Raw genomic sequence first — 23,207 nt, 5'->3', positions numbered from 1 at the left:
GTGTAAGCAACCACCGTGTGCCATACGTTACAATGGCGCCCTGCTGTAGTTGAGCAGGGCTTAGAGAGCCGTAACCGTACTTCTTTTATTATGGAAGAGTCTGTTTACGGAATCAGGGTGGTAACGCGAGCACAGTCTCGTCCCTTTACAGGGACGGGGCTTTTTTTGTTGCTTTTTAGGAAACGCTACAACATTCAAATGATGGCAGAAAAGGAGAATGACGTGATGAACAGAGTGGATGTTAAAGAAAAGGCACGGTCCCGCGACCTGCGCATCCTGAATAAATGGAAAGCAGAGGATACATTCCGTAAATCCATCGCAAATCGTGAGGGCAAGCCCAATTTTGTGTTTTATGAGGGCCCTCCAACGGCCAACGGCAAACCGCACATCGGACACGTGCTGGGACGTGTAATTAAGGATTTTATCGGCCGCTATCAAACGATGAAGGGATATCGTGTAGTACGTAAGGCCGGTTGGGATACCCATGGCTTGCCGGTCGAATTAGGGGTTCAAAAACAGCTGGGCATCTCTCACAAACCGGAAATCGAAGAATACGGCGTTGAAAAGTTTATCAAAAAATGTAAAGCAAGCGTGTTTGAATACGAGCAACAATGGCGTGATCTGACCGAAGCCATCGGTTACTGGACAGACCTCGATCACCCGTATATTACGCTAGACAATAACTATATTGAGAGCGTGTGGAACATTCTGGCGACGATTCACGAAAAAGGACTGCTGTATCGCGGTCATCGCGTGAGCCCGTATTGCCCGGATTGTCAGACAACGCTGAGTTCTCATGAAGTGGCACAGGGCTACAAGGATGTAAAGGACCTGAGCGCCACAGCCAAATTCAAGCTTCATAACAGCGGTGAATACGTACTGGCCTGGACGACAACACCTTGGACCTTGCCGAGCCACGTGGCCCTTGCCGTCAACCCTGAGTTGGAATATGCCCGTGTGAAGCAGGATGACGGTGTATACATCGTCGCTAAAAATCTGGTTGAGGACGTCATGAAAGGCGACTATGAAGTGATGGGCACGTTGTCCGGTTCAGAGCTGGTCGGCCAAACCTATACTCCGCCATTTACGTACTTCCAGGTCGAGAAGGGCAATCAGATTCTGGGTGCAAAGTTCGTAACAGACTCCAGCGGTACAGGTATCGTTCATATGGCTCCGGCTCATGGTGAGGATGATTACCGGGTATGCCGTGAAAATGGTATTGGATTCATCAATGTGGTGGATCTTCAAGGTAAATATGTAAAAGAAATTACAGACTTTGCAGGCCGTTTTGTGAAGGAATGCGACGTGGATATTGTTAAAATGCTGTCTGAAAAGGGCCTGCTCTACAGTAAAGAAAAATACGAGCACAGCTACCCGTTCTGTTGGCGTTGTGATACTCCACTGCTGTATTACGCAATGGACAGCTGGTTTATCCAAACAACTGCCATTAAGGATCAATTAATTGCCAACAACAGCGAAGTTGAATGGTATCCGGGCCACGTACGCGAAGGCCGCTTCGGCAAGTTTTTGGAGGAACTGGTGGATTGGAACATCAGCCGTGACCGCTATTGGGGTACACCGTTGAACATCTGGGTATGCGAGGAAACGGGAGAACAGTTCGCTCCGCACAGTATTGCTGAATTGCGGGAACGTGCGATTGGTGATGTGCCGGCGGACATTGAGCTGCACAAGCCATATGTAGATGACATTAAGGTCCGCAGTGCATGCGGCAAATACGAAATGACCCGTACGCCGGAAGTGATTGACGTATGGTTCGATAGCGGCTCCATGCCATTTGCCCAGCATCATTATCCATTTGAAAATAATGAAACGTTCGAGCAGCAATTTCCGGCAGATATGATTTGCGAAGGGATTGACCAGACCCGCGGCTGGTTTTACAGCCTGCTTGCTGTTTCGACCATGTTGACTGGCAAAGCTCCTTACAAAGCAGTGATGGCCACAGGCCATGTACTGGATGAGCAAGGCCAAAAAATGTCCAAATCCAAGGGCAATGTTATTGACCCATGGGAAGTGATCGACGAGTACGGTACAGATGCTTTTCGCTGGGCGTTGCTGTCCGACAGTGCGCCATGGAACAGCAAACGTTTTTCCAAAGGCATCGTGGGCGAAGCCAAATCGAAGCTGGTAGACACGCTTGTCAATACACATGCTTTCCTGACCTTGTATGCGGATATCGACGGTTATAATCCGGCACAGCATCCGTTCAAGCCGTCGGCTCATAAGCTGGATCGGTGGATTTTATCCCGCCTGAACAGCCTGATTCTGGTCGTGGACAAAGCATTGTCTGCCAATGATTTCCTGAACTCGTCCAAAGCGATTGAATCATTTGTAGATGAGCTGAGCAACTGGTATATCCGTCGTTCACGCGACCGCTTCTGGGGCAACGGTCTTACAGAGGATAAGCTGGATGCGTACCGCACACTGACGGAGGTGCTGTTGACGACAGCAAAGCTGCTTGCACCATTCACACCGCTGCTTTCAGAGGATATTTACCTTAATCTGAGCAGCGGAGAAAGTGTCCATCTGGATGATTATCCGACAGCCAATGAATCCTTGATTGATCTGAAACTGGAGCGTGATATGGAAACGGCACGCCGTGTAGTAGAATTGGCCCGCAATGTCCGCAACGAAACCGGGTTAAAAACGCGTCAGCCGCTATCCGAGTTGATTTTGTCAATGGATCAGGATTTTGAACTGAGCGGCTATGAGGAAATTATCAAAGATGAGATCAACGTGAAGCACATTCATGTGGAGACAGATGACAGCGGCTTTGTGGACTTTACACTGAAGCTGAATCTGAAGGTAGCGGGTAAGAAATATGGCAAAAATGTCGGCTTCCTGCAAAACCTGTTCAAAGGCATGTCTGCCGAGGATAGCCGTTCGGTTGTAGAAAAAGGCTTGCTGAACGTAAGCTCTCCAGAGGGAGAAGAGTTGCAGGTTACCGCCGAGGAATTGCTGGTGGAGAAAAAAGCAAAAGAAGGCTTTGCGTCTGCTTCCGGCTATGGCTTAACCGTAGCCTTGAATACAGATATTACGCCTGAGCTGGAGCAAGAAGGCTGGGTGCGTGAGGTCGTTCGCGCGGTGCAGGATTACCGTAAAAAGCTGGACCTTCCGATTGAAAAGTACGTAGCATTAACACTGGATGTAGATAACGAGCTGCGACGGGCGATCGAAAGTTTTGATTCTGTGTTGCGTGAAAACGTACTGGTTACAACGGTGGAATTTGGTCAAGCCGAACCGGCAGAGCGTGTAGAAGTAAACGGTAAAACGATTAGCGTTCATATTGGGGAATAATTACAAGCCTCTTGCCCCATAATATAATAACAGGAAGTGTATAAAAAACGAGCCTAAGCATGGAAACGGATCTTCTCCGCTGCGTGCTTCGGCTCGTTTGCTGCGTTCAGGGCAGCATTCATGGAAAAGGGGGATTGTGCGGATGACAGCACGATCAAGGCGCAGACAGGTGAGCAATCGCCAAGGAGTAAATGAGGGAGAGGCTGCCATAGCGGCAAACCAAAATACAGTCAGGAAACAGGCTCGGAAGCTAAGTCGTGTAGAAAGGCTCGTACATACTGTGTCCGAGCAGATGGAACGGACACGTATTGCCGATTATGCACTGCTGCTGAATAGGCCCTGGCGATTGCTCTGGCTGAATTTAATATCAGGCGTGTCCCGCGGGGTCGGCATTGCCCTGGGCTTTACTTTTTTTGCGGCCACCATCATTTATGTGCTGCAGGTACTGGGGGCGCTGAATTTGCCGATTATCGGGGATTATATAGCTGATATCGTTCGAATTGTACAGCGGCAGCTGGAACTGACCACCTATTAAGAAGCAGGCTATCTTTTTAACTTTCGCTTATCATTCATCTTCGTGCGTATCCGGCTCCAGCAGGCCTTCACCCTCGCCATTTTCGATATAGCGCTGGTAAATGGAACTGCGGATTACCGATACATTTTTTCCATAAATGTCAGTGGCGATAAAGCTTTCATATGGCTCAACGAAACCCATATTGTCATCGTTTGCTTCAATCTCCATATCATCATAACGATGGATTTCTCCACTTTCGGCCATGGCTGGGGTATTCGATGTTCCCCAATTTTCAACGATTTGCCAGGCATCTTCACCGTCAAAGCCGTTTTGATCTTCACGCTCATCCAGACTTGTTCTGCCGAATGCGGGAGCCAGAAATTCCTCTTCGATTGGACGGCGCTTGGACACCTCTGTTTCGGGGTTATGCTCTTTGCAGTAAATCGTATAGGGAACAGCCAGCAGGCGTTCATAAGGAATGGGTTTGCCACAGGCGGCACAAATGCCATACGTACCTTTTTCCATCGCCATCATGGCTGATTCGATACGTTCCAATTGGAATTCGTCATGTTCCAGTAGGGAAACGTCCTTGGCTCGCTCGTATGTTTCGGTTGCCAGATCGCCCGGATGATTGTCAATCGGGGATAGCTCGCCAGTCTGATCCCGTTGCGATTCGCCGAGTCCGTAATGACCGTTGCTTTGCAAACGATGCTCAATCTCTTCCTTGCGTTGCAGCAGCTCGTTGCGCAATCCCTGCAATTGTTGCTCCGTGAGTGGGGACATGAAATCCTCTCCTTATTTTAGGTTAACATGCATATGTGTGGTGTCGGGGATGCTCCTTGTAGTTTGCACCGGAAAGACCTCTTTTACATAGGAAATTGTGCTCAATAAATAGCCTTTGCGAGCTCATGGGACGCGTGGACGACCCGAGAAGGCTTATGCTACAATAAATGGGTTCGACAACGGATTAAGCAGATCGGAGTGACGAAGGATTGTGATTTATTTTGGTATTGCGCTAATTATTTTTTTGATTGACCAGGGAGTCAAGTATTTGGTGGCTACGCGGATGGAATTGTATGAGCAGATACCGGTTATCGGCAATTTCTTTTTAATCACGTCCCATCGTAATCGCGGAGCCGCTTTTGGGATTTTGGAAGGACAACGCTGGCTTTTTATCGTGATTACAATCGTCGTGGTGATCGCCATCATATGGTACTTGCGAAAAACAGTGAAGACGGGTCAGAAATTGCTTTCGGTCGCACTAAGTTTGGTGCTTGGTGGTGCAGTCGGTAACTTTTTGGATCGGGCTATTTCAGGAGAAGTAGTCGATTTTGCGCAATTCAATTTTGGAACTTATACGTTTCCGATCTTTAATGTAGCAGATTCGGCGATTGTCATTGGAGTAGCATTGATTATTTTGGATACATTACTGGAATCGCGTCGCAATAAAGAAAATAGTCATGATCGTGTTGAAGGGAAGTCGTAGCATGAAAGAAACGAATGAAAACGGTGGCTTCACCGATTTGTCTTATGAGGAGGGATTAGAGGGCGAATCTCTGGAATGGACAGCGGAATCCGTAGACGCCAAAACACGTATAGACAAATATATCGCCGAAAAAATGGAGGACGTGTCCCGTTCTCAGATACAGCTGTGGATTGGAAACGGACGGGTGCTGGTCAATGGCTCCGCAATTAAAGCAAATTACAAGCTGGCCGAAGGAGATTGTATTGAATTATCCGTGCCGGAGCCAGAGAATGTAGATATCGTACCGGAAAATATTCCACTGGATATCGTTTATGAGGATTCGGACTTGATTGTCATTAACAAGCAGCGAGGCCTGGTCGTGCATCCCGCACCGGGACATACTTCAGGAACACTGGTCAATGCGCTGATGTACCACTGTCGAGATCTTTCCGGCATTAACGGAGAATTGCGTCCTGGTATCGTTCACCGTATTGATAAAGATACATCCGGGCTGTTGATGGCGGCCAAAAATGATCAGGCTCATGCATCGCTGGCAGCACAGCTCAAGGAACACAGTGTTACGCGTAAATATATAGCGCTGGTTCACGGGAATTTGAGCCACGATCAGGGAACGGTTGATGCGCCTATCGGCCGTGATTCGGGGGACCGAAAAATGTTCACGGTGACCGAACGCAACAGCAAGCATGCAGTCACCCATTTTCTCGTCATTGAACGTTTGGGGGATTACACCCTGCTTGAACTTCAATTGGAGACAGGGCGCACACACCAGATCCGAGTGCACATGAAGTTTATTGGACATCCTTTGGTTGGTGACCCCATGTATGGCCGCAGCAAGGGCGTTCGCATGAATGGACAGGCGCTGCATGCGGCGGTATTAGGCTTTAAGCATCCGTCTACCGGCGAGTATATGGAGTTCAGCAGACCGATTCCTCCGGATATGCAGGATGTATTGGCGTCTTTACGTAGTCGCTAAAACAAAGCAGGCCTGTATTCGTATTCACAAACCTGAATAAATTTTAAGTACAACCGCCAATTTGGCGGTTTTTTTGTCATTGTTTAAGGCATGGGTAAAAACAACTATGGATAATTATGCAGTAAAGTTGTATAATTATTAAAGTGCTTCCGGTGGTTCCGGTTGAACAGGTGTTGACACATGATTTTCAATCTGTCATAATTCTTGTAGTTGCGATGAACTTTGTCCAGAGATGGGTTGCCATCTCACACTATGAGAAGCTGGACAGAGAAAATCCTGAATAGCACCTTTAAATCAGTCCCGTGAGACTGGCAAGGTAACGTGAATGGATCACTGATCAGTGCATCCGCTGCGGCGGCATGTCTTCAGTGTGTCCGAGAGATCGGAGAACGGTGGAAGACTGTTCATACGAGACTCCTTGCCAAACTTGGGCAAGGAGTCTTTTTTGTATCCGAACACGGGACCAGGTCTGAAGGGGAGATCACCTGAGGAGGCTGGGAGCATGAGTAGCGAAAAACACGTATTGATGGATGAAATCGCGATTCGCCGAGCATTAACGCGGATTGCACATGAAATTTTGGAGAAAAACAAAGGTATTGATGATTGTGTGCTGGTAGGTATCCGAACACGCGGAGTTTATTTAGCGCAGCGACTGGCTGAGAAAATTACCGAAATTGAAGGTACACCGATTCCTTGGGGAGAGCTGGATGTTACAGCCTACCGGGATGACCGGGGTAGCGCTGCCGAAGCCAGAGAAAGCGGCAAAGTGCTGCTGATGAATCCTTCTGACGTATCGGTTCATGATAAGAAAGTCATTCTCTTTGACGATGTGTTGTACACCGGCCGCACGATTCGCGCGGCGATGGATGCATTGATGGACTGCGGACGACCGCAAATGATTCAGCTGGCGGTGCTGGCGGATCGCGGACACCGTGAGCTTCCGATTCGTCCGGATTACATCGGCAAGAATATCCCGACCTCCAAATCAGAGGGAATTGTAGTCTCGCTTCAGGAGACGGACGGCAAGGACGAAGTAACGATCAATCAGAACCGGAGGGAACAGGAATGATCACAACAGCCAGTCAGCTTAAAGAACGCAGCCTGCTCGGACTCAAAGAAATGAGCCGCAGCGAAATAGAGTCCATTCTGGATCGCGCCTATTATTGGGAATCACAGCCGCAAAAAATGGTTCCAATCTTGCAGTCACGCTTCGCGGCCAACATGTTTTTTGAAAACAGTACACGTACCCGATTTTCGTTTGAGATGGCGGAAAAGAGGCTGGGCGCTCAGGTTCTGAACTTTTCTGCTGCAGCCTCCAGTGTGGAAAAAGGGGAGTCCATCTACGATACCGTACGCACGCTCGAATCGATGGGCATTGATGCCGGAGTTATCCGGCTAAAGCCAGCCGGGGTACTGCAAGAGCTCGCTGAGAAGGTGAATATCCCGCTCGTTAATGCCGGGGATGGCAACAATGAGCATCCAACGCAGGCTTTGCTCGATTTGTATACCATGCGCAAAACCTTTGGGGAGCTTAAAGGTCTAAGCGTGTCCATCATCGGAGACATTTTGCACAGCCGTGTGGCACGCTCGAATCTGTGGGCCTTGCAAAAGTTTGGTGCCAAGGTCAGCTTCTGTGCTCCGGATAACATGCAAGCCTCTGATCTTGCAGCGTACGCGCCTTATGTATCGATGCAAGAGGCATTGCAGGCTGACGTGGTCATGATGCTCCGGGTACAGCTGGAACGGCATGCCGAAGGGATGCTGCGCTCAGGGGAAGAATACCGGGAGCAGTACGGTCTGACAGAGGAAAGAGCAGCGAAACTTAAGCCCGGAACGATCATCATGCACCCGGCTCCAGTGAATCGGAATGTGGAAATCGACAGTGCCGTTGTGGAAAGCGAACAATCACGGATTTTCCCGCAAATGGCCAACGGGGTTCCCATCCGTATGGCGGTTATGGAACGGGCAATGAAGCTATAGCAGCTGTCGGCAGGATCGTAGGAAAAGTTGTAGAAAACCTGAGCGGAGGAACATTTTACATGAAACAATTAATCATAAATGCAAGCGTATTGAATGAGCAAGGCGAGACGGAATTGAAATCCATTCTAATTGCCGATGGCAAAATTGCGTCTATCGTAAATGAGGATACGGAATTGGACCTCTTCACAGCCGAAGGAGCTTCTGAAGAGGAGCGCGAGGTTAAAACCATCGACGCTCAGGGCAAACTGGTCATCCCCGGTTTAATCGACATGCATGTGCATCTGAGAGAACCAGGTTTTGAGTATAAAGAAACGATTGAGACAGGCAGCCGCGCAGCAGTAAAAGGCGGATTTACCACGATTGCCTGCATGCCGAACACACGCCCGGTAACGGACAACGTGGACACGGTTCAACTGGTCCTGAAAAAAGGGCAGGAAGCAGGGCTTGCCAAGGTCCTTCCTTACGCTGCCATTACGAAAAACGAACTGGGACGTGAGTTGACGGATTTTGAAGCGCTCAAGGCGGCAGGCGCCATCGGCTTTACTGACGACGGTGTAGGGGTGCAAAGTGCGCAAATGATGAAGGACGCCATGGCACGGGCCAAAGCGCTGGATATGCCGGTTATTGCTCACTGTGAGGATAACACCCTTGTTGAGGGAGCAGCTGTGACGGACGGTGAATTTGCCAAGCGCCACGGGCTCAAAGGCATCCCGAACGAATCCGAGGCGATTCACGTCGGACGCGACATCTTGCTGTCTGAAGCTACCGGAGCACACTACCACGTATGCCATGTCAGTACGGAGCAATCGGTGCGATTGATTCGCCATGCGAAGTCCTTTGGCATCAAGGTAACTGCCGAGGTATGCCCGCACCATTTGGTGCTGTCAGATGAGGACATTCCTGGGTTGGATGCGAACTGGAAAATGAACCCTCCCTTGCGCTCACCGCGTGATGTACAGGCATGCATCGAAGGACTGGAGGACGGTACGATTGACATCATCGTAACGGATCATGCGGCACACAGCGAGGAAGAAAAGGCAAAAGGCATGGAACTGGCACCTTTCGGCATCGTCGGATTTGAGACAGCTTTTCCGCTGTTATATACCAAATTTGTAGCTACCGGAAAATGGACTTTGGACTTTCTGGTACGTCGTATGACCGCTGACCCGGCGCGTGTCTTCCGCCTCAACGCAGGACGACTGAAAGAAGGAGCACCCGCCGATCTGACCATGATTGATCTGGAGCAGGAGCAGGCAGTTGATCCGCACACGTTCGCCAGTAAAGGGCGCAACACTCCTTTTACAGGCTGGAAGCTCAAGGGCTGGCCCGTGAATACCTGGGTAGACGGCAAGCTAGTATGGTCTGCCGATGAAGCAGAATAAAACATAAACCACTAAAAAATAGAACCTAATAGCAGGTAACAATACAGAGGAGTGAGACGGGATGCAGGCAAGATTATTGCTTCAGGACGGCACACTGTTTACAGGCACATCATTTGGTGCAGAAGGTAAACAAACAGGAGAGGTCGTTTTCAACACAGGGATTACAGGCTACCAAGAGGTGCTGACGGACCCCTCTTATTGCGGACAAATCGTAACGATGACTTACCCGCTGATTGGCAATTACGGAATTACTCGTGATGACTTTGAATCGGTGCGGCCTTATGTTCACGGCTTTGCCGTTCGGCATTACGAGCCGGTGCCAAGCAACTGGCGCGCTCAATACAGCGTGGGCGATTTGCTGAAGGAATATGGCATCATTGGCATTAGTGACATCGACACCCGTATGCTCACCCGAATCATTCGTCATCACGGCACGATGAAGGGCATTTTGACGACCGGCTCTCAGCCGCTGGAAGAACTGAAGGAAATGATGGCTGCCATGACCATTGAAGAACTGCGCAATCAGGTTCCTATGACTTCCACGCCTCATCTATTCAGCAGTCCCGGCAACGGCGAGCGGATCGTATTGATCGATTATGGTGCCAAAAGCGGTATTTTGCGCGAACTGAACAAGCGAGATTGCGATGTAGTTGTCGTTCCGCATGATACGACGGCGGAGGAAATTCGCCGCCTCGACCCGGACGGCATTCAGCTGTCCAACGGCCCTGGAGATCCAAAGGATGTGCCTCATGCGGTTCGTACAATTGCCGAGCTGCTGGGAGAATACCCTATGTTTGGAATTTGCCTGGGACATCAGCTGTTTGCGCTTGCTTCGGGAGCGGATACAGAGAAGCTGAAATTCGGACATCGCGGCGGCAATCATCCGGTGAAAGAACTGGAGAGCGGACGCTGCTTTATCACTTCCCAAAATCATGGCTACACGGTCAATGAGGATTCCATTCAGGGGACCGACCTGGAAGTAACGCACATCAACAACAACGATAAGACGATTGAAGGGCTTAAACATTCCAAATATCCCGTGTTTTCAGTGCAGTACCATCCGGAGGCTGCGCCGGGACCTTATGATAACAGTTATCTGTTTGACCGCTTTCTGGATATGATCCGTGAGCACAAAAGAAATCATCCCAAGCAACCGCGTCAGGCTGCTATCGCCGCCGCAGTGAAAGGAGAGCGCTAATATGCCGAAAAATACAGAACTTAAAAAGATACTCGTGATCGGCTCCGGCCCTATCGTCATTGGTCAGGCTGCGGAATTTGATTACGCTGGTACACAAGCGTGTCAAGCGCTCAAAGAAGAAGGCATCGAGGTGGTGCTGATCAACAGCAATCCAGCAACCATTATGACAGACACCAACATGGCTGACAAAGTGTACATTGAGCCGATTACACTTGATTTTGTAACACAGATTATCCGTCAAGAGCGCCCGGACGGTTTGCTTCCTACACTGGGGGGACAAACAGGTCTGAATATGGCGGTGGAACTGGCTCGGGCCGGAGTGCTGGAGCGCGAAAACGTCAAACTGTTGGGAACACAACTGAATTCGATCGAAAAAGCTGAAGACCGTGACCTGTTCCGCGATTTGATGCGTGAGCTGGAGCAGCCTGTGCCGGAAAGTGTCATTGTGAACACGCTGGAAGAAGCACTGGATTTTGCCAATGACATTGGTTATCCGATTATCGTTCGTCCGGCCTATACGCTGGGGGGAACGGGCGGCGGTATTTGTGCAAACGAAGAAGAACTGCGTGAAACCGTAAGCTCCGGCTTGCGTTACAGCCCAATTGGACAATGTCTGATCGAAAAAAGTATTGCAGGGATGAAGGAAGTCGAATACGAGGTCATGCGTGACAGCAATGATAACTGTATCGTTGTCTGCAATATGGAGAACTTTGACCCGGTTGGCGTGCATACTGGCGACAGTATCGTCGTAGCGCCGAGCCAGACGCTGTCAGATCGGGAGTACCAAATGCTGCGCTCCGCTTCTCTGAAAATTATCCGCGCCCTTAATATTGAAGGCGGATGTAATGTACAGTTTGCACTTGACCCGCACAGCTATCAATACTATGTCATCGAAGTCAACCCGCGCGTGAGCCGGTCCTCGGCGCTCGCTTCCAAGGCAACGGGATATCCGATTGCCAAAATGGCGGCCAAAATTGCGTTGGGCTACACATTGGATGAAATCGTGAATCCGGTCACCGGACAAACGTATGCTTGCTTTGAGCCAACACTGGATTACATCGTGAGCAAAATACCGCGCTGGCCGTTCGATAAATTCATTTCTGCCAACCGCAAGCTCGGCACGCAAATGAAAGCAACGGGTGAAGTGATGGCTATTGGCCGCACATTCGAGGAATCGATCCATAAAGCGGTACGATCCCTGGAAATCGGTGTACACCGTCTTCATTTGAAGGGAGCCAATGAACTGTCTGATGAAGTGCTCAAAGACCGGCTGATGAAAGCGGATGATGAGCGATTGTTCCTGGTAGCCGAGGCATTTCGTCGCGGCTGGAAGCAACAGGAAATTCAGGATTTAACGAAAATTGACTGGTGGTTCCTGGATAAAGTAGAAGGCATCGTCAAATTTGAAGCCAAAATCGCCGAAGAGCCTGAGCTGACCTCTGAAACGCTGTATCAGGCCAAACGCAAAGGCTTTACCGACCGCTCCATCGCTGAAATTCGAAATTTAAGCCAAACGGCCAGCAGCCTGACGACGGAGCAAGAGGTACGGGAGTTCCGCCTGACTCAAAACCTGCGTCCTGTCTACAAAATGGTAGATACGTGCGCGGCCGAGTTTGAAGCCACAACACCTTACTACTACTCCTCTTATGAGGTGGAAAACGAAGTGATTCCATCCAACAAAGAGAAAGTCATCGTTCTCGGCTCCGGACCGATTCGGATCGGGCAAGGGATCGAATTTGATTACTCGACCGTACATGCGGTATGGGCTATTCAAAAGGCAGGTTATGAAGCAGTCATCATTAATAATAACCCGGAGACTGTTTCGACCGACTTTAATACATCCGACCGGCTCTATTTTGAACCACTCTTCTTCGAGGATGTCATGAATGTTATTGAGCAGGAACAACCGATTGGCGTTATCGTCCAGTTCGGCGGTCAAACGGCCATTAATCTCGCAGCTCCGCTTAGTGCGGCAGGCGTCAACATTTTGGGTACGAGTCTGGAAAGCATTGACGAAGCGGAAGATCGGAAAAAGTTCGAGCAGCTGCTGTCCCGTCTGGCTATCGCACAGCCTAAAGGCAACACAGTCACTTCTGTAGATGAAGCCGTAGGAACAGCTCAGGCGCTCGGTTATCCGGTGCTGGTGCGTCCATCCTACGTTCTGGGCGGACGTGCGATGGAAATTGTGTACTCGGATGCGGAACTGCTGCGGTATATGGAAGAAGCCGTTAAAATCAATCCGGAGCATCCTGTGCTCATCGACCGTTACATGTTAGGCAAAGAAGTTGAGGTTGACGCCATCTGTGACGGTGAAACCGTACTGGTACCGGGCATTATGGAGCATGTGGAACGGGCGGGGGTTCACTCCGGTGACTCTATCGCGGTATATCCGCCACAGCACTTGTCCGCCGAGTTGAAGCAAAAAATCGTGGACATTACGATCAGTATCGCCAAGGAATTGAACACGGTCGGTTTGGTCAACATTCAGTTCGTTATCCACCAGGACGAAGTGTATGTGATCGAGGTTAACCCTCGCTCCTCGCGGACGGTTCCTTTCCTGAGTAAAGTCACGAATATCCCGATGGCGAATCTGGCGACACAGGCTATTTTGGGCGGCAAGCTTAAGGATGCGGGCTATACAGAAGGTTTGTGGCCTGAAGGCAATTATGTCTCGGTTAAGGTTCCGGTATTCTCCTTTGCCAAACTGCGCCGTGTCGAGCCGACCCTCGGGCCGGAAATGAAATCAACTGGTGAAGTGATGGGGCGCGATATTCAGTATGCCAAAGCGCTGTACAAAGGACTTGTGGGCGCTGGTATGAAAATCCCATCCACCGGGGCGATCATCATCACAGTAGCCGATAAAGATAAAGAAGAAGCTGTCGAGTTGATGCAGGGCTTTTACCGACTGGGCTACAAAATTATTGCCACAGGCGGAACAGCAACCGCTCTTGAGCAGGCCAACATTCCGGTGAGAACCGTTAACAAGCTGAGTGAAGGCAATCCGAATATCCTGGATATGATCCGTACAGGTGAAGCCAACTTTGTCTTCAATACGCTGACCAAAGGAAAAACACCAGAACGTGACGGGTTCCGCATCCGCCGTGAAGCGGTTGAGAACGGCATCGTTTGCATGACCTCGCTGGATACCGTGCGTGCTTTGCTCAGAATGCTGGAGACGATTAACTTCACATCCGAATCCATGCCGGTTCTGAGCAGCTAACGCCATATCAACATAGATGCTGGAACATAAGCAACACAAGGAAGGACATTCATCAGCCTTTGCTGACGGATGTCCTTTATCACGGGAAAATGTACCAGAATTAACGTGAAAAGGGGATGTAGAGCGGTGAATGAAGCATTTCAGCAAATGGCAGGACGGCTGATGGTCGCGTTAGATTACCCGGATGTGCAGCAGGCGGAGCAGCTAATTCGGCAGCTGGAGGGAATTCCTTGTTATATAAAAGTAGGTATGCAGTTGTTTTATAGCGCAGGACCCGCTTTTGTAGAGCAATTAAAATCAAGAGGATACTCCGTTTTTCTGGATTTAAAAATGCATGATATCCCTAATACTGTTCGGGGAGGGGCCGAGAGCATCACCCGCTTAGGTGTGGATATGTTCAACGTGCACGCTGCTGGAGGACGCAGTATGATGGCCGCCGCCAGAGCGGGAGCTGAGGCAGCCATTTCTGCAGACAGCTCGCTTGCCATGCCGCTCATTATTGCGGTTACACAACTGACCAGCACAGATCAGGCGACCATGAATACAGAGCTGGGCATTCCTGGTACGGTACAGGATGTGGTCGTTCGTTATGCACAATTGACCCGTGAGGCGGGACTGGACGGCGTGGTAGCATCCCCATTGGAAGTGCCTGCGATTCGTGAGGTATGCGGGTCTGAGTTTAAAACCATAACCCCTGGTATCCGCCCGGCAGGCAGTGCTGTCGGTGATCAATCGCGTGTGCTTACACCCGGACAAGCCATTGCCCAAGGCAGCAGCTACATTGTTGTTGGCCGGCCCATCACGGCAGCACCAGACCCGCGCGCCGCAGTGGAACATATTATTGAGGAGATGATACAAGTATGACTACAATAAACAATATTCCTGAGCAAATCGCATCCCATCTGTTACGAATTCAGGCGGTGGCTTTGCGTCCACAACAGCCTTTTACATGGACTTCCGGCATTAAATCGCCTATCTACTGTGATAATCGTCTTACGATGTCCCACCCGGAGGTGCGTGAGCTGATTGCAGACTCATTTGCTGCCCTTATTCGCGAGCAATATCCCGAAACCGAAGTCATCGCGGGGACAGCTACAGCCGGGATTCCCCATGCAGCCTGGGTGGCGCAAAAGCTGAATTTGCCGATGGCCTATGTAAGGGACAAAGCCAAAGGACACGGAAAAGAGAACCAGATTGAAGGCCGGATCAGTGCTGGACAAAAGGTTATGATCATCGAGGACCTCATCTCTACCGGGGGGAGCTCCATTAAAGCAGCACAGGCCGTAGCACAAGCAGGCGCGGAGCCGTTAGCAGTATTGGCTATTTTCAGCTATCAGCTGGACAAAGCGACTCAGGCTTTTGCAGAAGCGGGTGTGAAGCTGCAAACCTTGTCCAACTACACGGCCCTGATGGATGTTGCCTTGCGTGAAGGAACCATTCAGGAGGAGGAAATGGAACTGCTGCGATCCTGGCGTCAAGACCCGGCTTCCTTTGGCAAATAGGGCAGAGCTTCATAGAGGCAAGGCAGATGCTATGTGATAAATCGAATCTGATCCGGTTACACTAACTCCTACCATCATGTGAAAAGAGGGAGTTTGGATGTATTGGGTTTACTATGGCAGACTGTACACAACTAAATTTCAGGCTGGGTGTCTGGCCAAAAGGCTGGAGCTCGATGGCTGGATGTACGGCTACAACGATCCTCGCGCAGTGGAGGTGTACCGCTCGCGCAAAGGGCGTTATGGTGTCCGATTTATTCCGTGAGTTATAAAAATAAAAAAATATTTTCAAAGCTATTGACGAAACACAAGAAAATGTTGTATATTAGTTAACGTTGCTGTTACGAGTTTGTAGCGTGAAATATACATGTTTTTTTGAGGGCCCTTAGCTCAGTTGGTTAGAGCGGTCGGCTCATAACCGATTGGTCGGGGGTTCGAGTCCCTCAGGGCCCATTTTCTCAAAACCCTTGCGTAGCAAGGGTTTTTTGTTGTTTTCGTCCTCTTTTTAGTCCTATGGTGGAGAGGGGAAGTTAGGTAGTAGTGATACGGGCAGAAAAGAAGAAAGGCTGTCGAAATTTCAACAGCCTCTATTTTTTCATTATTCGCTTCCTTCGTTTGAACTCGATAGTCCGTGCATCACAAACCGAACTGCGGTTTTAACCTCATCATCACTGACCGTTGATCTATTCAACCATACAAAGTTTGAAATGAAGAAGCCTCCAATAAAAGTGAACAGCACCTTTAAAATCATCTCATTTGGAAGCTGGATAAGCTTACCCTGGGCTTTGAAATAATCCACTACCTGATTTATACGCGGAGTGATGTTCTCTTGGAAAAGCGAAAGCAGTTCGTTTCTGAGTTCCTCTCTATAAATCAACTCCTTCACAACCACTTGAAAAATTTGTCGGTTCTCTATTATAAACTGGGTGCGGTTTTTGAAAAAAGCCATTAAAAAATCTTCAAAAGTAGCCGTTTTTTCTGTAAAAATCTCGCGAAATACTTCATTAGCCAAACTCGGCAAAGCACTTTTGATAAACGGGAAAATAATCGAAAACAACATTTTATCCTTAGTTCCATAGTGCTTAAATATGGTACCCTCCGACACCTCTGCTCGCTTAGCGATTTCTGCTGTAGAGGTATTGGAGTAACCTTTTTTTGCGAACATGTCAATGGCTACTTCAAGAATTTTTTTTTGTTTGGCGCTTTGTTTAAGGCTGGTTTCCTTGGCATAGGCTATAATCTCATCGAACAAATTATTTTGCAACCAAACTTCACTTCCTCTCTGTGTTTCCATTATAGTCTGCTAGCGAAAATAAATTCAAAACTTTCTTCTACCTCATTCGTCAGCTTCCTCCGTGAGTCAGAGGAACTGTCACCTCGGCAGGCATGCCCGATTTCAGGACGCCGCTCTTCTCCTTGACTGATACCTTCATCTCAACAGCGGTCGGCTCCTTTGAGTCGCTTTGTTTGTCTTCTGACAAATATTCGTCTTTCAGCGCAATATAGCTGATCCGCCCTTTCAGTCTCCCTGCCGCCGAGCTCACTGACAGCGTCTGGTTGTATTTGACCTTATCCAAATGCTTCACCGGTATATATACTACAACCTGTAAATCGTTTGCCGCGATGTCGGCGATCTGACTGCCGACATTTACAACATCGCCTAGCTCATAGTTTTTGCTTACAATAATACCGGCATCAAGCGCCCGGATATAATAGCTGTTCAGCTTGCTCTCCGCCTGCCGCAGTTGAGCCTTTGCTTGGTCGAGATCGGACACTGCCTTACGAATTGCCTGCTTGGTGGCACCGCTTTTCAACAACGCGAGCTGTGCCTTGGCTTGGTCCACCGCCGCTTTGGCCGCCTGAACGGCTTGTTCGCTAGGACCCTTCTTTAGAAATGCAAGGCTGGCTTTCGCCGTTTCATAGTTAGATTCGGCAATGCTGACCTCTTGAGTTCTAGCGCCCTTCTCAAGTTGAGCCAGCTGCTGTTTTGCATTATCGAGCTGAAGCTTGGATATAGCGAGTTGATGCTTAGCCGTTTCCAGCTTATTTCGGGCCGCATCCAGGTCATTCCGCGAAACAGCTCCCTGTTTGTACAAGGTCAGTGTAATTGCATGGTCTTTTTTGCTTTGATCATACACGATCTGCTGCGTGTCTACTACTTGGCTGGCAACAGACATATTATTGCGGGCTTGTGCTATCTGCTCGGTCCGGTTTCCTGCTGCGACCAAATCGTATTGGGCCTTGGCAGCCCGCATTTTTGCTTCCGCCTGCTCCAGTTCTTCAGGCCGGGCACCGGCCTGAAGATCTTCCAATTTGGCCCTAGCAGCATCTACTTGGGCTTCAGCTTGGTCAATTTCCTGCGAACGCGCCCCCGCCTTCAACTCCTCTAAAGCAGCCTGCTTAAGATTCACCAAGGCCTGCAACTGCTCCACAGCGTACTGTTGACTTTCATGCTCAATGACGGCAATAACATCGCCCTTTGCAACGGTCTCTCCCAAGCCTTTTTTCATCTCGATAATTTGGCCGGACACTGTGCTCGTAGCCGTAATTATTGTATTTTCAATCTCGCCTTTCAACGTTAAAGTGTCCGAATCTTCGCCAAAAAGAGAGCCATGACCGACCGAGCACCCCGTCATCAGCAGCATCACGAACACTGTTCCCCATACCTGTAGCTTTTTCATGTGATCACCTCTGAAAAGATATACATGCTTATTAGCTCGTACTTGAGCTGCTAGATTTTACGGTATCTTTTTAAAGCAAAGGTATTCACCGCAAACAGAACCAGGCATAAGCTGAGTAGAACCCCCACATCTCCGGCAATGTCTGAAAATCCTTTACCCCGGATCATAATCATTTTCAGTGCATCCACCGCATAGGATAACGGCATGATGCGGCTTAGCGCCTGCAACCATACCGGCATCGCCGTAATATCGAACAGTCCGGAGAAAAAGACCTGCGGTACCAGCGTGACCTGGATTAGCTGAATGATCTGCAGCTCATTATTGGCCAAGGTGGACAACGAAATGCCCATTGAAAGAGCAGCCATCGCGGTCAGAATGGTAACCAGCAACACCAACCCGTAGGAACCGATCATCATTACGTCAAGAATATCAATCGCAAACCAGGCCACCAAAGCGGATTGGATCACTGTTAGGAAGCCAAAGCCCAGCAGATAGCCGAGCACGATCTCCCATCGATACACTGGTGTCGTGAGAAGCCGCTCCAAAGTACCGGAAGTCCGCTCGCTGAGGAAAGCTACGCTAGAAATCAGGAACACGAATAAAAAAACAAACATTCCGATCAGGGTAGAACCAAAGTTATCAAACGACGACATATCCTTATAGCCGTATACATACGTGACATCGGGCTGGAGCGCCGCGGCAGAACTTTGACTTGCCTTCTGAACTACCGCCAGCACGGCCTTATTTTTATTAGGATCGCTGCCCTCCAGTTGGATTTGCGGAATATCCCGCTTCAGCGTAATGACGGCATCCACCTCGGAAGCACGGAGGGCCTCATAAGCTTCGTATTCGCTGTAACGGAACACTTTCGCGTCCTGATCTTCCAATTTATGAATAAAATTGGATGGCACATGGACAACGCCAATCTTTGGATTATAATCCGAACCGTTGAAAATGAAGGAAAGCAGCGTTAACACCAGCATCGGCACAAAAAACATCATTACCAAAGTACGGGGGTCACGCCGCACCTGCTGTAATATTCGTAAGGTAATGGAAAAAGTCCTCATCGGTGTTCACCTATAAAATGCAGGAAGGCTTCTTCGATCGTCGATGAGGAGGTCCTGGCCTTCAGATCACCTGGCGAACCTGACGCAATCAGCTTACCATCACGGATCATGCCAAGTTTGTCGCATCGCTCCAGTTCATCCATGACATGGGTTGTCACGATGATAGTTGTACCGTTGTCGCGAAGCTTCCCAAGCTCCTTCCAAATCGACATCCTGAGCACTGGATCAATGCCCACCGTAGGTTCATCCAGGATCAGGATAGGCGGTTCATGAAGCAGTGCAATCGCAAGGGACAATCGGCGCTTCATGCCGCCAGAGAAATGTTTGACCTGACGGTTTATAAAAGACGTCAAATCGACCAAATCCAACACTTCCTTGATGCGTTGCTGTTTTTTTGCATAAGACATTTTAAACATGGAAGCGAAAAAATACAGATTCTCCGCTGTCGTAAGCTCCCCATACAGAGCATCAGCTTGCGCCATGTAGCCGATCTCCTTCAGTATGGATAGTAGGGGCATCTTCTTGTCGAGCACATACACCTCACCGTTCGTAGCTTCATCTACGCCAGCAATCATTTTGACCAATGTCGTTTTGCCAGAACCGGAAGGGCCAAGTATACCGAAGATCTGGGAATAAGGAATATTTAGATTAATGTTAAAGAGCACCTGCTTCTTACCAAACAAACGGTCGACGTGCTTAATACAAACACAGCAGGTTTGTGGTAGAGCTTCCAAGGTTAATGGTTCCATCTCTCTCCCCGCTTCAAATGAGATTAATTAAATACTTGAAAAAAAGTGAGTACTTACTCACCATATTATATATAATTCTTTTTTTACGTCAATAGTGAATTAGAGAAAAGGACTCAACCAGTGCAGAAGCTGGAATGAGTCCTTTTACATACCTAATAAAAAATAAATACGCTAATATTTAGGGTATATTAATTAATAGCAAATCCATTTAAGAATTTAAAAGTTGTCCCAAAGATCTAAAATGCTTTGGGACAGTTCATTGTCTTTTGAAGAACGATAGTTTCTCAATCGATTACAGAGGGTAGCAATTACAAGAAAAATAAAGTACTATTACCGTCCCCTATGTTTGGCTTTTGCTTTGAGTCGAGCAATCTCTCGTTTGTATTCCTTGATTTGCTCACGATATTCACGGTTCAATGTTCTCTTCTCAGCCTTACGCTGTTCAAGCTGGAGTTTGATGGCCTGTTCCGCATAAGTATTGGTGCCATGTGAACGTATTTCTTTTGCTGTCAGCCTTTGTAAACGTTTAGGGTTAATTCGGTGATCGTAAGATGTTTTTCCTTCGACCACCGCGGTCATGCGTTCTGTCAGCCTTGACAGTTCACCACTTTGTACGAAATCCAGCACTTCGGCATCCGACGGCTCCGACCCAAATACATGTCTTGCGGCCCGAACCTTGCCTTTTTCCTGTGTTTCAATTACTCCGATCCAATAAGGTTTTTCGAAATATACCGTTAGCTTCATAATAATGAAACCCCCTCTAAAAGTGTTACGGAGTCGTTGGACATCCCGAGGGGGAAGGTTACTTATATTGGTTTTATAAACCAATACGCCCGGACTACCAACCGAGCTGTGTTTCTACGCTCCGGTTTCATCATAAAAGATTTAGGTAGTTTCGTCTACAAGATACGTGGGACTCAATCCTAGTTCTCAACCTGGATTGTTTTTGGTAAGGGTGCATACATCATCAATAGATGAAGAACTGAGGATAAGGGGGAGAAAAACAACGCCCTTCCATCTTCTTGATGGGAAGCGAAAGCGCTGAAAAAGTTTACTTTACCCCGGAGGGATAATATCTATATTTGAGGATGCACTCTATACGGTAGCAGGAACTCATAAGATTATTTTTTTGAGATTTTAAATTTGAATGGGTCAAATAAATATTAAAAAAATAGCTGAGCATCGATTTAGCGATTTATACGACAAAAAAGCACTGTCCGTTTATTCGGACAGTGCGTCCTTAAAAGAGTACCCTTATTCTTACAGTACCTTAACAGTGTACACCATTCTCAATTTGTGGTTACCGCCGTAAATTTCGACTCTTGCGGTGGTTGCAGTAGTCGTTGTTACCACGCCGGAGGCGGAGACGGTAACATTTCCGCTTGCCACTTTATAGGTATCCCCTGGGAAATTTGACAGTGCATAGGAATAATTTCGCGGCAGCTTAGCTGTTCTGTAGTATACTCCGTTAACTTCTACAATAGGCGTAATTTCCGGAGAAGGACCTACTGCTGCGGACGCACTAGGGACAATAATACTGCCAATGAGACCCAAAGACATAGCTGCTGATAATACTGCTTTTTTAATATTCATAAAGAATTCCTCCTGATGTTTTGTTATATGAACTCCTGAAATATACCATGTAAAATTGTTAATTTCACTTCATTCGACAAATGTTACCAAAATCATACAATAAAATAGTTATAAAGTCCTATAAGATGCAAGAAAATCAAAATATAACAATTGAGGGATTTTTTTATTATTTTATAAACTGGTGTATAAGACATTCATCACTGCCTGAATCCCATCTCACCATACGCTGCTTTAATCCAGACAATTCCGTGCATTGGCGAATGGCCTCTGCTATAAGCATGGCAATCTGTCTTGCTCCTTCGTCAGAAAAATGGGTATTATCCGTTATTCCCGCGGGATAATTCGGATGTGTTTTTTCAGGCAAATGCATAAATAGCTGCCGGGACGCTTCTTCACCCATGGAACGATAAAGCTGCTGAGAAGCCGCAAAAATATCTAGCAGCGGTGTATGGGTTTGCTCGGCTACTTGTCTCATAGCTGCGGGATAGGCTCCCACAGCCAGCGGATCAGGCTCCCCGTCTGCGGTAAAGCGGCGGCGGCTCACAGAGGTCAACAGCACCGGAACCCCGCCACGCTGACGAGCGGATTCGATGTATTGAATGAGGTTTTGACGATACTCCCCATCAGGATCCGTATAACGGGTCGGATCTTCTTTTTTCTCATCGTTGTGTCCAAATTGAATAAACAGATAATCGCCGGCTCGAAAATCCTTTTCAATATCAGCCAAGCGGCCTTCTGCTATAAAGGATTTGGTGCTACGCCCATTCACGGCGCGATTGTCCACATGAACAGACGGGCCCAAGTAGCTTTGCAGGTGTTCGCCCCAGCCTGTCATCGGTTTTTCGGCAGCTCCTTTTTGAGCGGCAGTGGAGTCCCCGGCGATAAACAGCCGGGTGGGCAATGGCTGTTTTACTTGAACATAATGATTTTTTTGAAAGGCTTGAACCTGCTTCTGTGTTGGCTGTTCACCTAAAAAATGTGTACGGCTTCCGATATGTGTATAAGAGCCATGGAACGAAATGACGGGATATCCCAGCAGCAGCAGATTGGGTTTCTCCGATCCTCTGGTGGCAACAATGGAGGCCAAGTGCCCGCCTGCCGAGAAACCGATCAGCCCTACTTGTTCAGGTATCACAGGCCAATCCTTGGGAGTTTGGCGAACCCATTGCAGGGCATGCTCCACATCCTCCAACAAGGAGGTGATCTCGAAATCGCCAACTTGATACTCCAGTACTCCTGCATGGATGCCCAACTCATTCAGCCATCGGACGATAGGTTCTCCTTCATGTGAGGCTAAATACTCATAGCCGCCACCCGGCAATACCAATATAAAAGGACGAGCCTCCTGAACTGCAACTGGATAGAGGGTGAGAAAGGACGTGTCTGCTGAAAATTGTCCTTTTATAATCTCTTCTTCAGGATTGATAACGTGCAACATAAGGTACCTCCAGGTTTCTTATTGGATGCCGCCAACGAAAATAATCAGCTTAAACTGGAACCATGCGGATAGAATGGCAGTTAACATTTCGGCTTGAAAAGCAGGGTTGTAC

20 protein-coding genes, 1 tRNA gene and 1 other annotated feature (1 of these 22 running past the window's edge) are annotated in these 23,207 nt (G+C 48.5%); of the genes, 13 read left to right on the top strand and 8 right to left on the bottom strand.

The features are described 5' to 3' along the window. Positions 1-148: a binding site (T-box leader), on the top strand; it begins 134 nt to the left of the window's first position. Positions 149-225: 77 nt separating this feature from the next. Further along, entirely contained in the window at positions 226-3,315 is a 3,090-nt protein-coding gene (gene ileS, locus JO375_RS11190; RefSeq protein ID WP_229524542.1) for an isoleucine--tRNA ligase, read from the top strand. Positions 3,316-3,457: 142 nt separating this feature from the next. Next, a complete protein-coding gene (locus JO375_RS11185; RefSeq protein ID WP_229524541.1) occupies positions 3,458-3,850 on the top strand; it encodes a DUF5665 domain-containing protein in 393 nt (130 codons plus the stop codon). Between the two features lie 30 nt (positions 3,851-3,880). On the opposite strand, the gene JO375_RS11180 is transcribed toward JO375_RS11185, so the two are convergent. Then, on the bottom strand, positions 3,881-4,612 hold the full coding sequence (locus JO375_RS11180) for a TraR/DksA C4-type zinc finger protein (RefSeq protein WP_229524540.1): 732 nt from the start codon (positions 4,610-4,612) through the stop codon (positions 3,881-3,883). A 211-nt stretch (positions 4,613-4,823) separates the two neighbouring features. Between JO375_RS11180 and lspA the strand changes: the two genes are divergently transcribed. The 11 genes from lspA to JO375_RS11125 all read left to right on the top strand — a co-directional run bounded on the left by lspA (position 4,824) and on the right by JO375_RS11125 (position 16,020). Continuing rightward, complete coding sequence (lspA, locus tag JO375_RS11175) at positions 4,824-5,315, top strand: signal peptidase II (RefSeq protein WP_229524539.1); 492 nt, start codon at positions 4,824-4,826, stop codon at positions 5,313-5,315. Between the two features lies 1 nt (position 5,316). Next, positions 5,317-6,288: an RluA family pseudouridine synthase gene (locus JO375_RS11170; RefSeq protein WP_229524538.1), complete on the top strand. Its 972-nt coding sequence runs from the start codon at positions 5,317-5,319 to the stop codon at positions 6,286-6,288. 502 nt (positions 6,289-6,790) lie between these two features. Continuing rightward, positions 6,791-7,357, top strand: a complete 567-nt coding sequence (gene pyrR, locus JO375_RS11165) for a bifunctional pyr operon transcriptional regulator/uracil phosphoribosyltransferase PyrR (protein ID WP_229524537.1) — start codon at positions 6,791-6,793, stop codon at positions 7,355-7,357. Next, positions 7,354-8,268, top strand: a complete 915-nt coding sequence (locus tag JO375_RS11160) for an aspartate carbamoyltransferase catalytic subunit (protein WP_229524536.1) — start codon at positions 7,354-7,356, stop codon at positions 8,266-8,268. The genes pyrR and JO375_RS11160 overlap by 4 nt, the downstream gene beginning before the upstream one ends. A gap of 59 nt (positions 8,269-8,327) precedes the next feature. Then, complete coding sequence (locus JO375_RS11155; RefSeq protein WP_229524535.1) at positions 8,328-9,650, top strand: dihydroorotase; 1,323 nt, start codon at positions 8,328-8,330, stop codon at positions 9,648-9,650. 61 nt (positions 9,651-9,711) lie between these two features. Beyond that, a complete protein-coding gene (gene carA, locus JO375_RS11150; protein ID WP_229524534.1) occupies positions 9,712-10,848 on the top strand; it encodes a glutamine-hydrolyzing carbamoyl-phosphate synthase small subunit in 1,137 nt (378 codons plus the stop codon). Position 10,849: 1 nt separating this feature from the next. Further along, positions 10,850-14,068 carry a carbamoyl-phosphate synthase large subunit gene (gene carB, locus JO375_RS11145; RefSeq protein ID WP_229524533.1) on the top strand — a complete coding sequence of 1,073 codons (3,219 nt, stop codon included), beginning with the start codon at positions 10,850-10,852 and terminating at the stop codon, positions 14,066-14,068. Positions 14,069-14,137: 69 nt separating this feature from the next. Continuing rightward, positions 14,138-14,932 carry an orotidine-5'-phosphate decarboxylase gene (gene pyrF, locus JO375_RS11140; protein WP_322098723.1) on the top strand — a complete coding sequence of 265 codons (795 nt, stop codon included), beginning with the start codon at positions 14,138-14,140 and terminating at the stop codon, positions 14,930-14,932. Continuing rightward, positions 14,929-15,570, top strand: a complete 642-nt coding sequence (gene pyrE / locus JO375_RS11135) for an orotate phosphoribosyltransferase (protein ID WP_229524532.1) — start codon at positions 14,929-14,931, stop codon at positions 15,568-15,570. The genes pyrF and pyrE overlap by 4 nt, the downstream gene beginning before the upstream one ends. 97 nt (positions 15,571-15,667) lie before the next feature. Continuing rightward, complete coding sequence (locus JO375_RS11130) at positions 15,668-15,832, top strand: hypothetical protein (protein ID WP_229524531.1); 165 nt, start codon at positions 15,668-15,670, stop codon at positions 15,830-15,832. A 114-nt stretch (positions 15,833-15,946) separates the two neighbouring features. After that, a tRNA-Ile gene (locus tag JO375_RS11125) sits at positions 15,947-16,020 on the top strand. A 145-nt stretch (positions 16,021-16,165) separates the two neighbouring features. Here JO375_RS11125 and JO375_RS11120 read toward each other — a convergent pair. From JO375_RS11120 to JO375_RS11090, 7 genes are all read right to left on the bottom strand, one after another. Continuing rightward, complete coding sequence (locus tag JO375_RS11120) at positions 16,166-16,861, bottom strand: TetR/AcrR family transcriptional regulator (protein ID WP_229524530.1); 696 nt, start codon at positions 16,859-16,861, stop codon at positions 16,166-16,168. Between the two features lie 49 nt (positions 16,862-16,910). Beyond that, positions 16,911-18,248 carry an HlyD family secretion protein gene (locus tag JO375_RS11115; protein ID WP_229524529.1) on the bottom strand — a complete coding sequence of 446 codons (1,338 nt, stop codon included), beginning with the start codon at positions 18,246-18,248 and terminating at the stop codon, positions 16,911-16,913. A 50-nt stretch (positions 18,249-18,298) separates the two neighbouring features. Continuing rightward, positions 18,299-19,315, bottom strand: coding sequence for an ABC transporter permease (locus JO375_RS11110; protein ID WP_229524528.1), 1,017 nt, complete (start codon positions 19,313-19,315; stop codon positions 18,299-18,301). After that, positions 19,312-20,064 carry an ABC transporter ATP-binding protein gene (locus tag JO375_RS11105; protein WP_229524527.1) on the bottom strand — a complete coding sequence of 251 codons (753 nt, stop codon included), beginning with the start codon at positions 20,062-20,064 and terminating at the stop codon, positions 19,312-19,314. The genes JO375_RS11110 and JO375_RS11105 overlap by 4 nt, the downstream gene beginning before the upstream one ends. A gap of 330 nt (positions 20,065-20,394) precedes the next feature. Continuing rightward, complete coding sequence (locus tag JO375_RS11100; protein WP_229524526.1) at positions 20,395-20,808, bottom strand: YjdF family protein; 414 nt, start codon at positions 20,806-20,808, stop codon at positions 20,395-20,397. A 516-nt stretch (positions 20,809-21,324) separates the two neighbouring features. Next, positions 21,325-21,657: a hypothetical protein gene (locus JO375_RS11095; RefSeq protein WP_229524525.1), complete on the bottom strand. Its 333-nt coding sequence runs from the start codon at positions 21,655-21,657 to the stop codon at positions 21,325-21,327. Between the two features lie 166 nt (positions 21,658-21,823). Beyond that, positions 21,824-23,095 carry a GDSL-type esterase/lipase family protein gene (locus JO375_RS11090; protein WP_229524524.1) on the bottom strand — a complete coding sequence of 424 codons (1,272 nt, stop codon included), beginning with the start codon at positions 23,093-23,095 and terminating at the stop codon, positions 21,824-21,826. Between the last annotated feature and the right edge of the window lie 112 nt (positions 23,096-23,207).

The sequence above is a fragment of the Paenibacillus farraposensis genome, assembly GCF_020736845.1.
Classification (GTDB): Bacteria; Bacillota; Bacilli; order Paenibacillales; family Paenibacillaceae; genus Paenibacillus; species Paenibacillus farraposensis.
The sequence above is the reverse complement of the archived record's forward strand: the minus strand, read 5'-3'. Positions and strand labels throughout refer to the sequence as shown.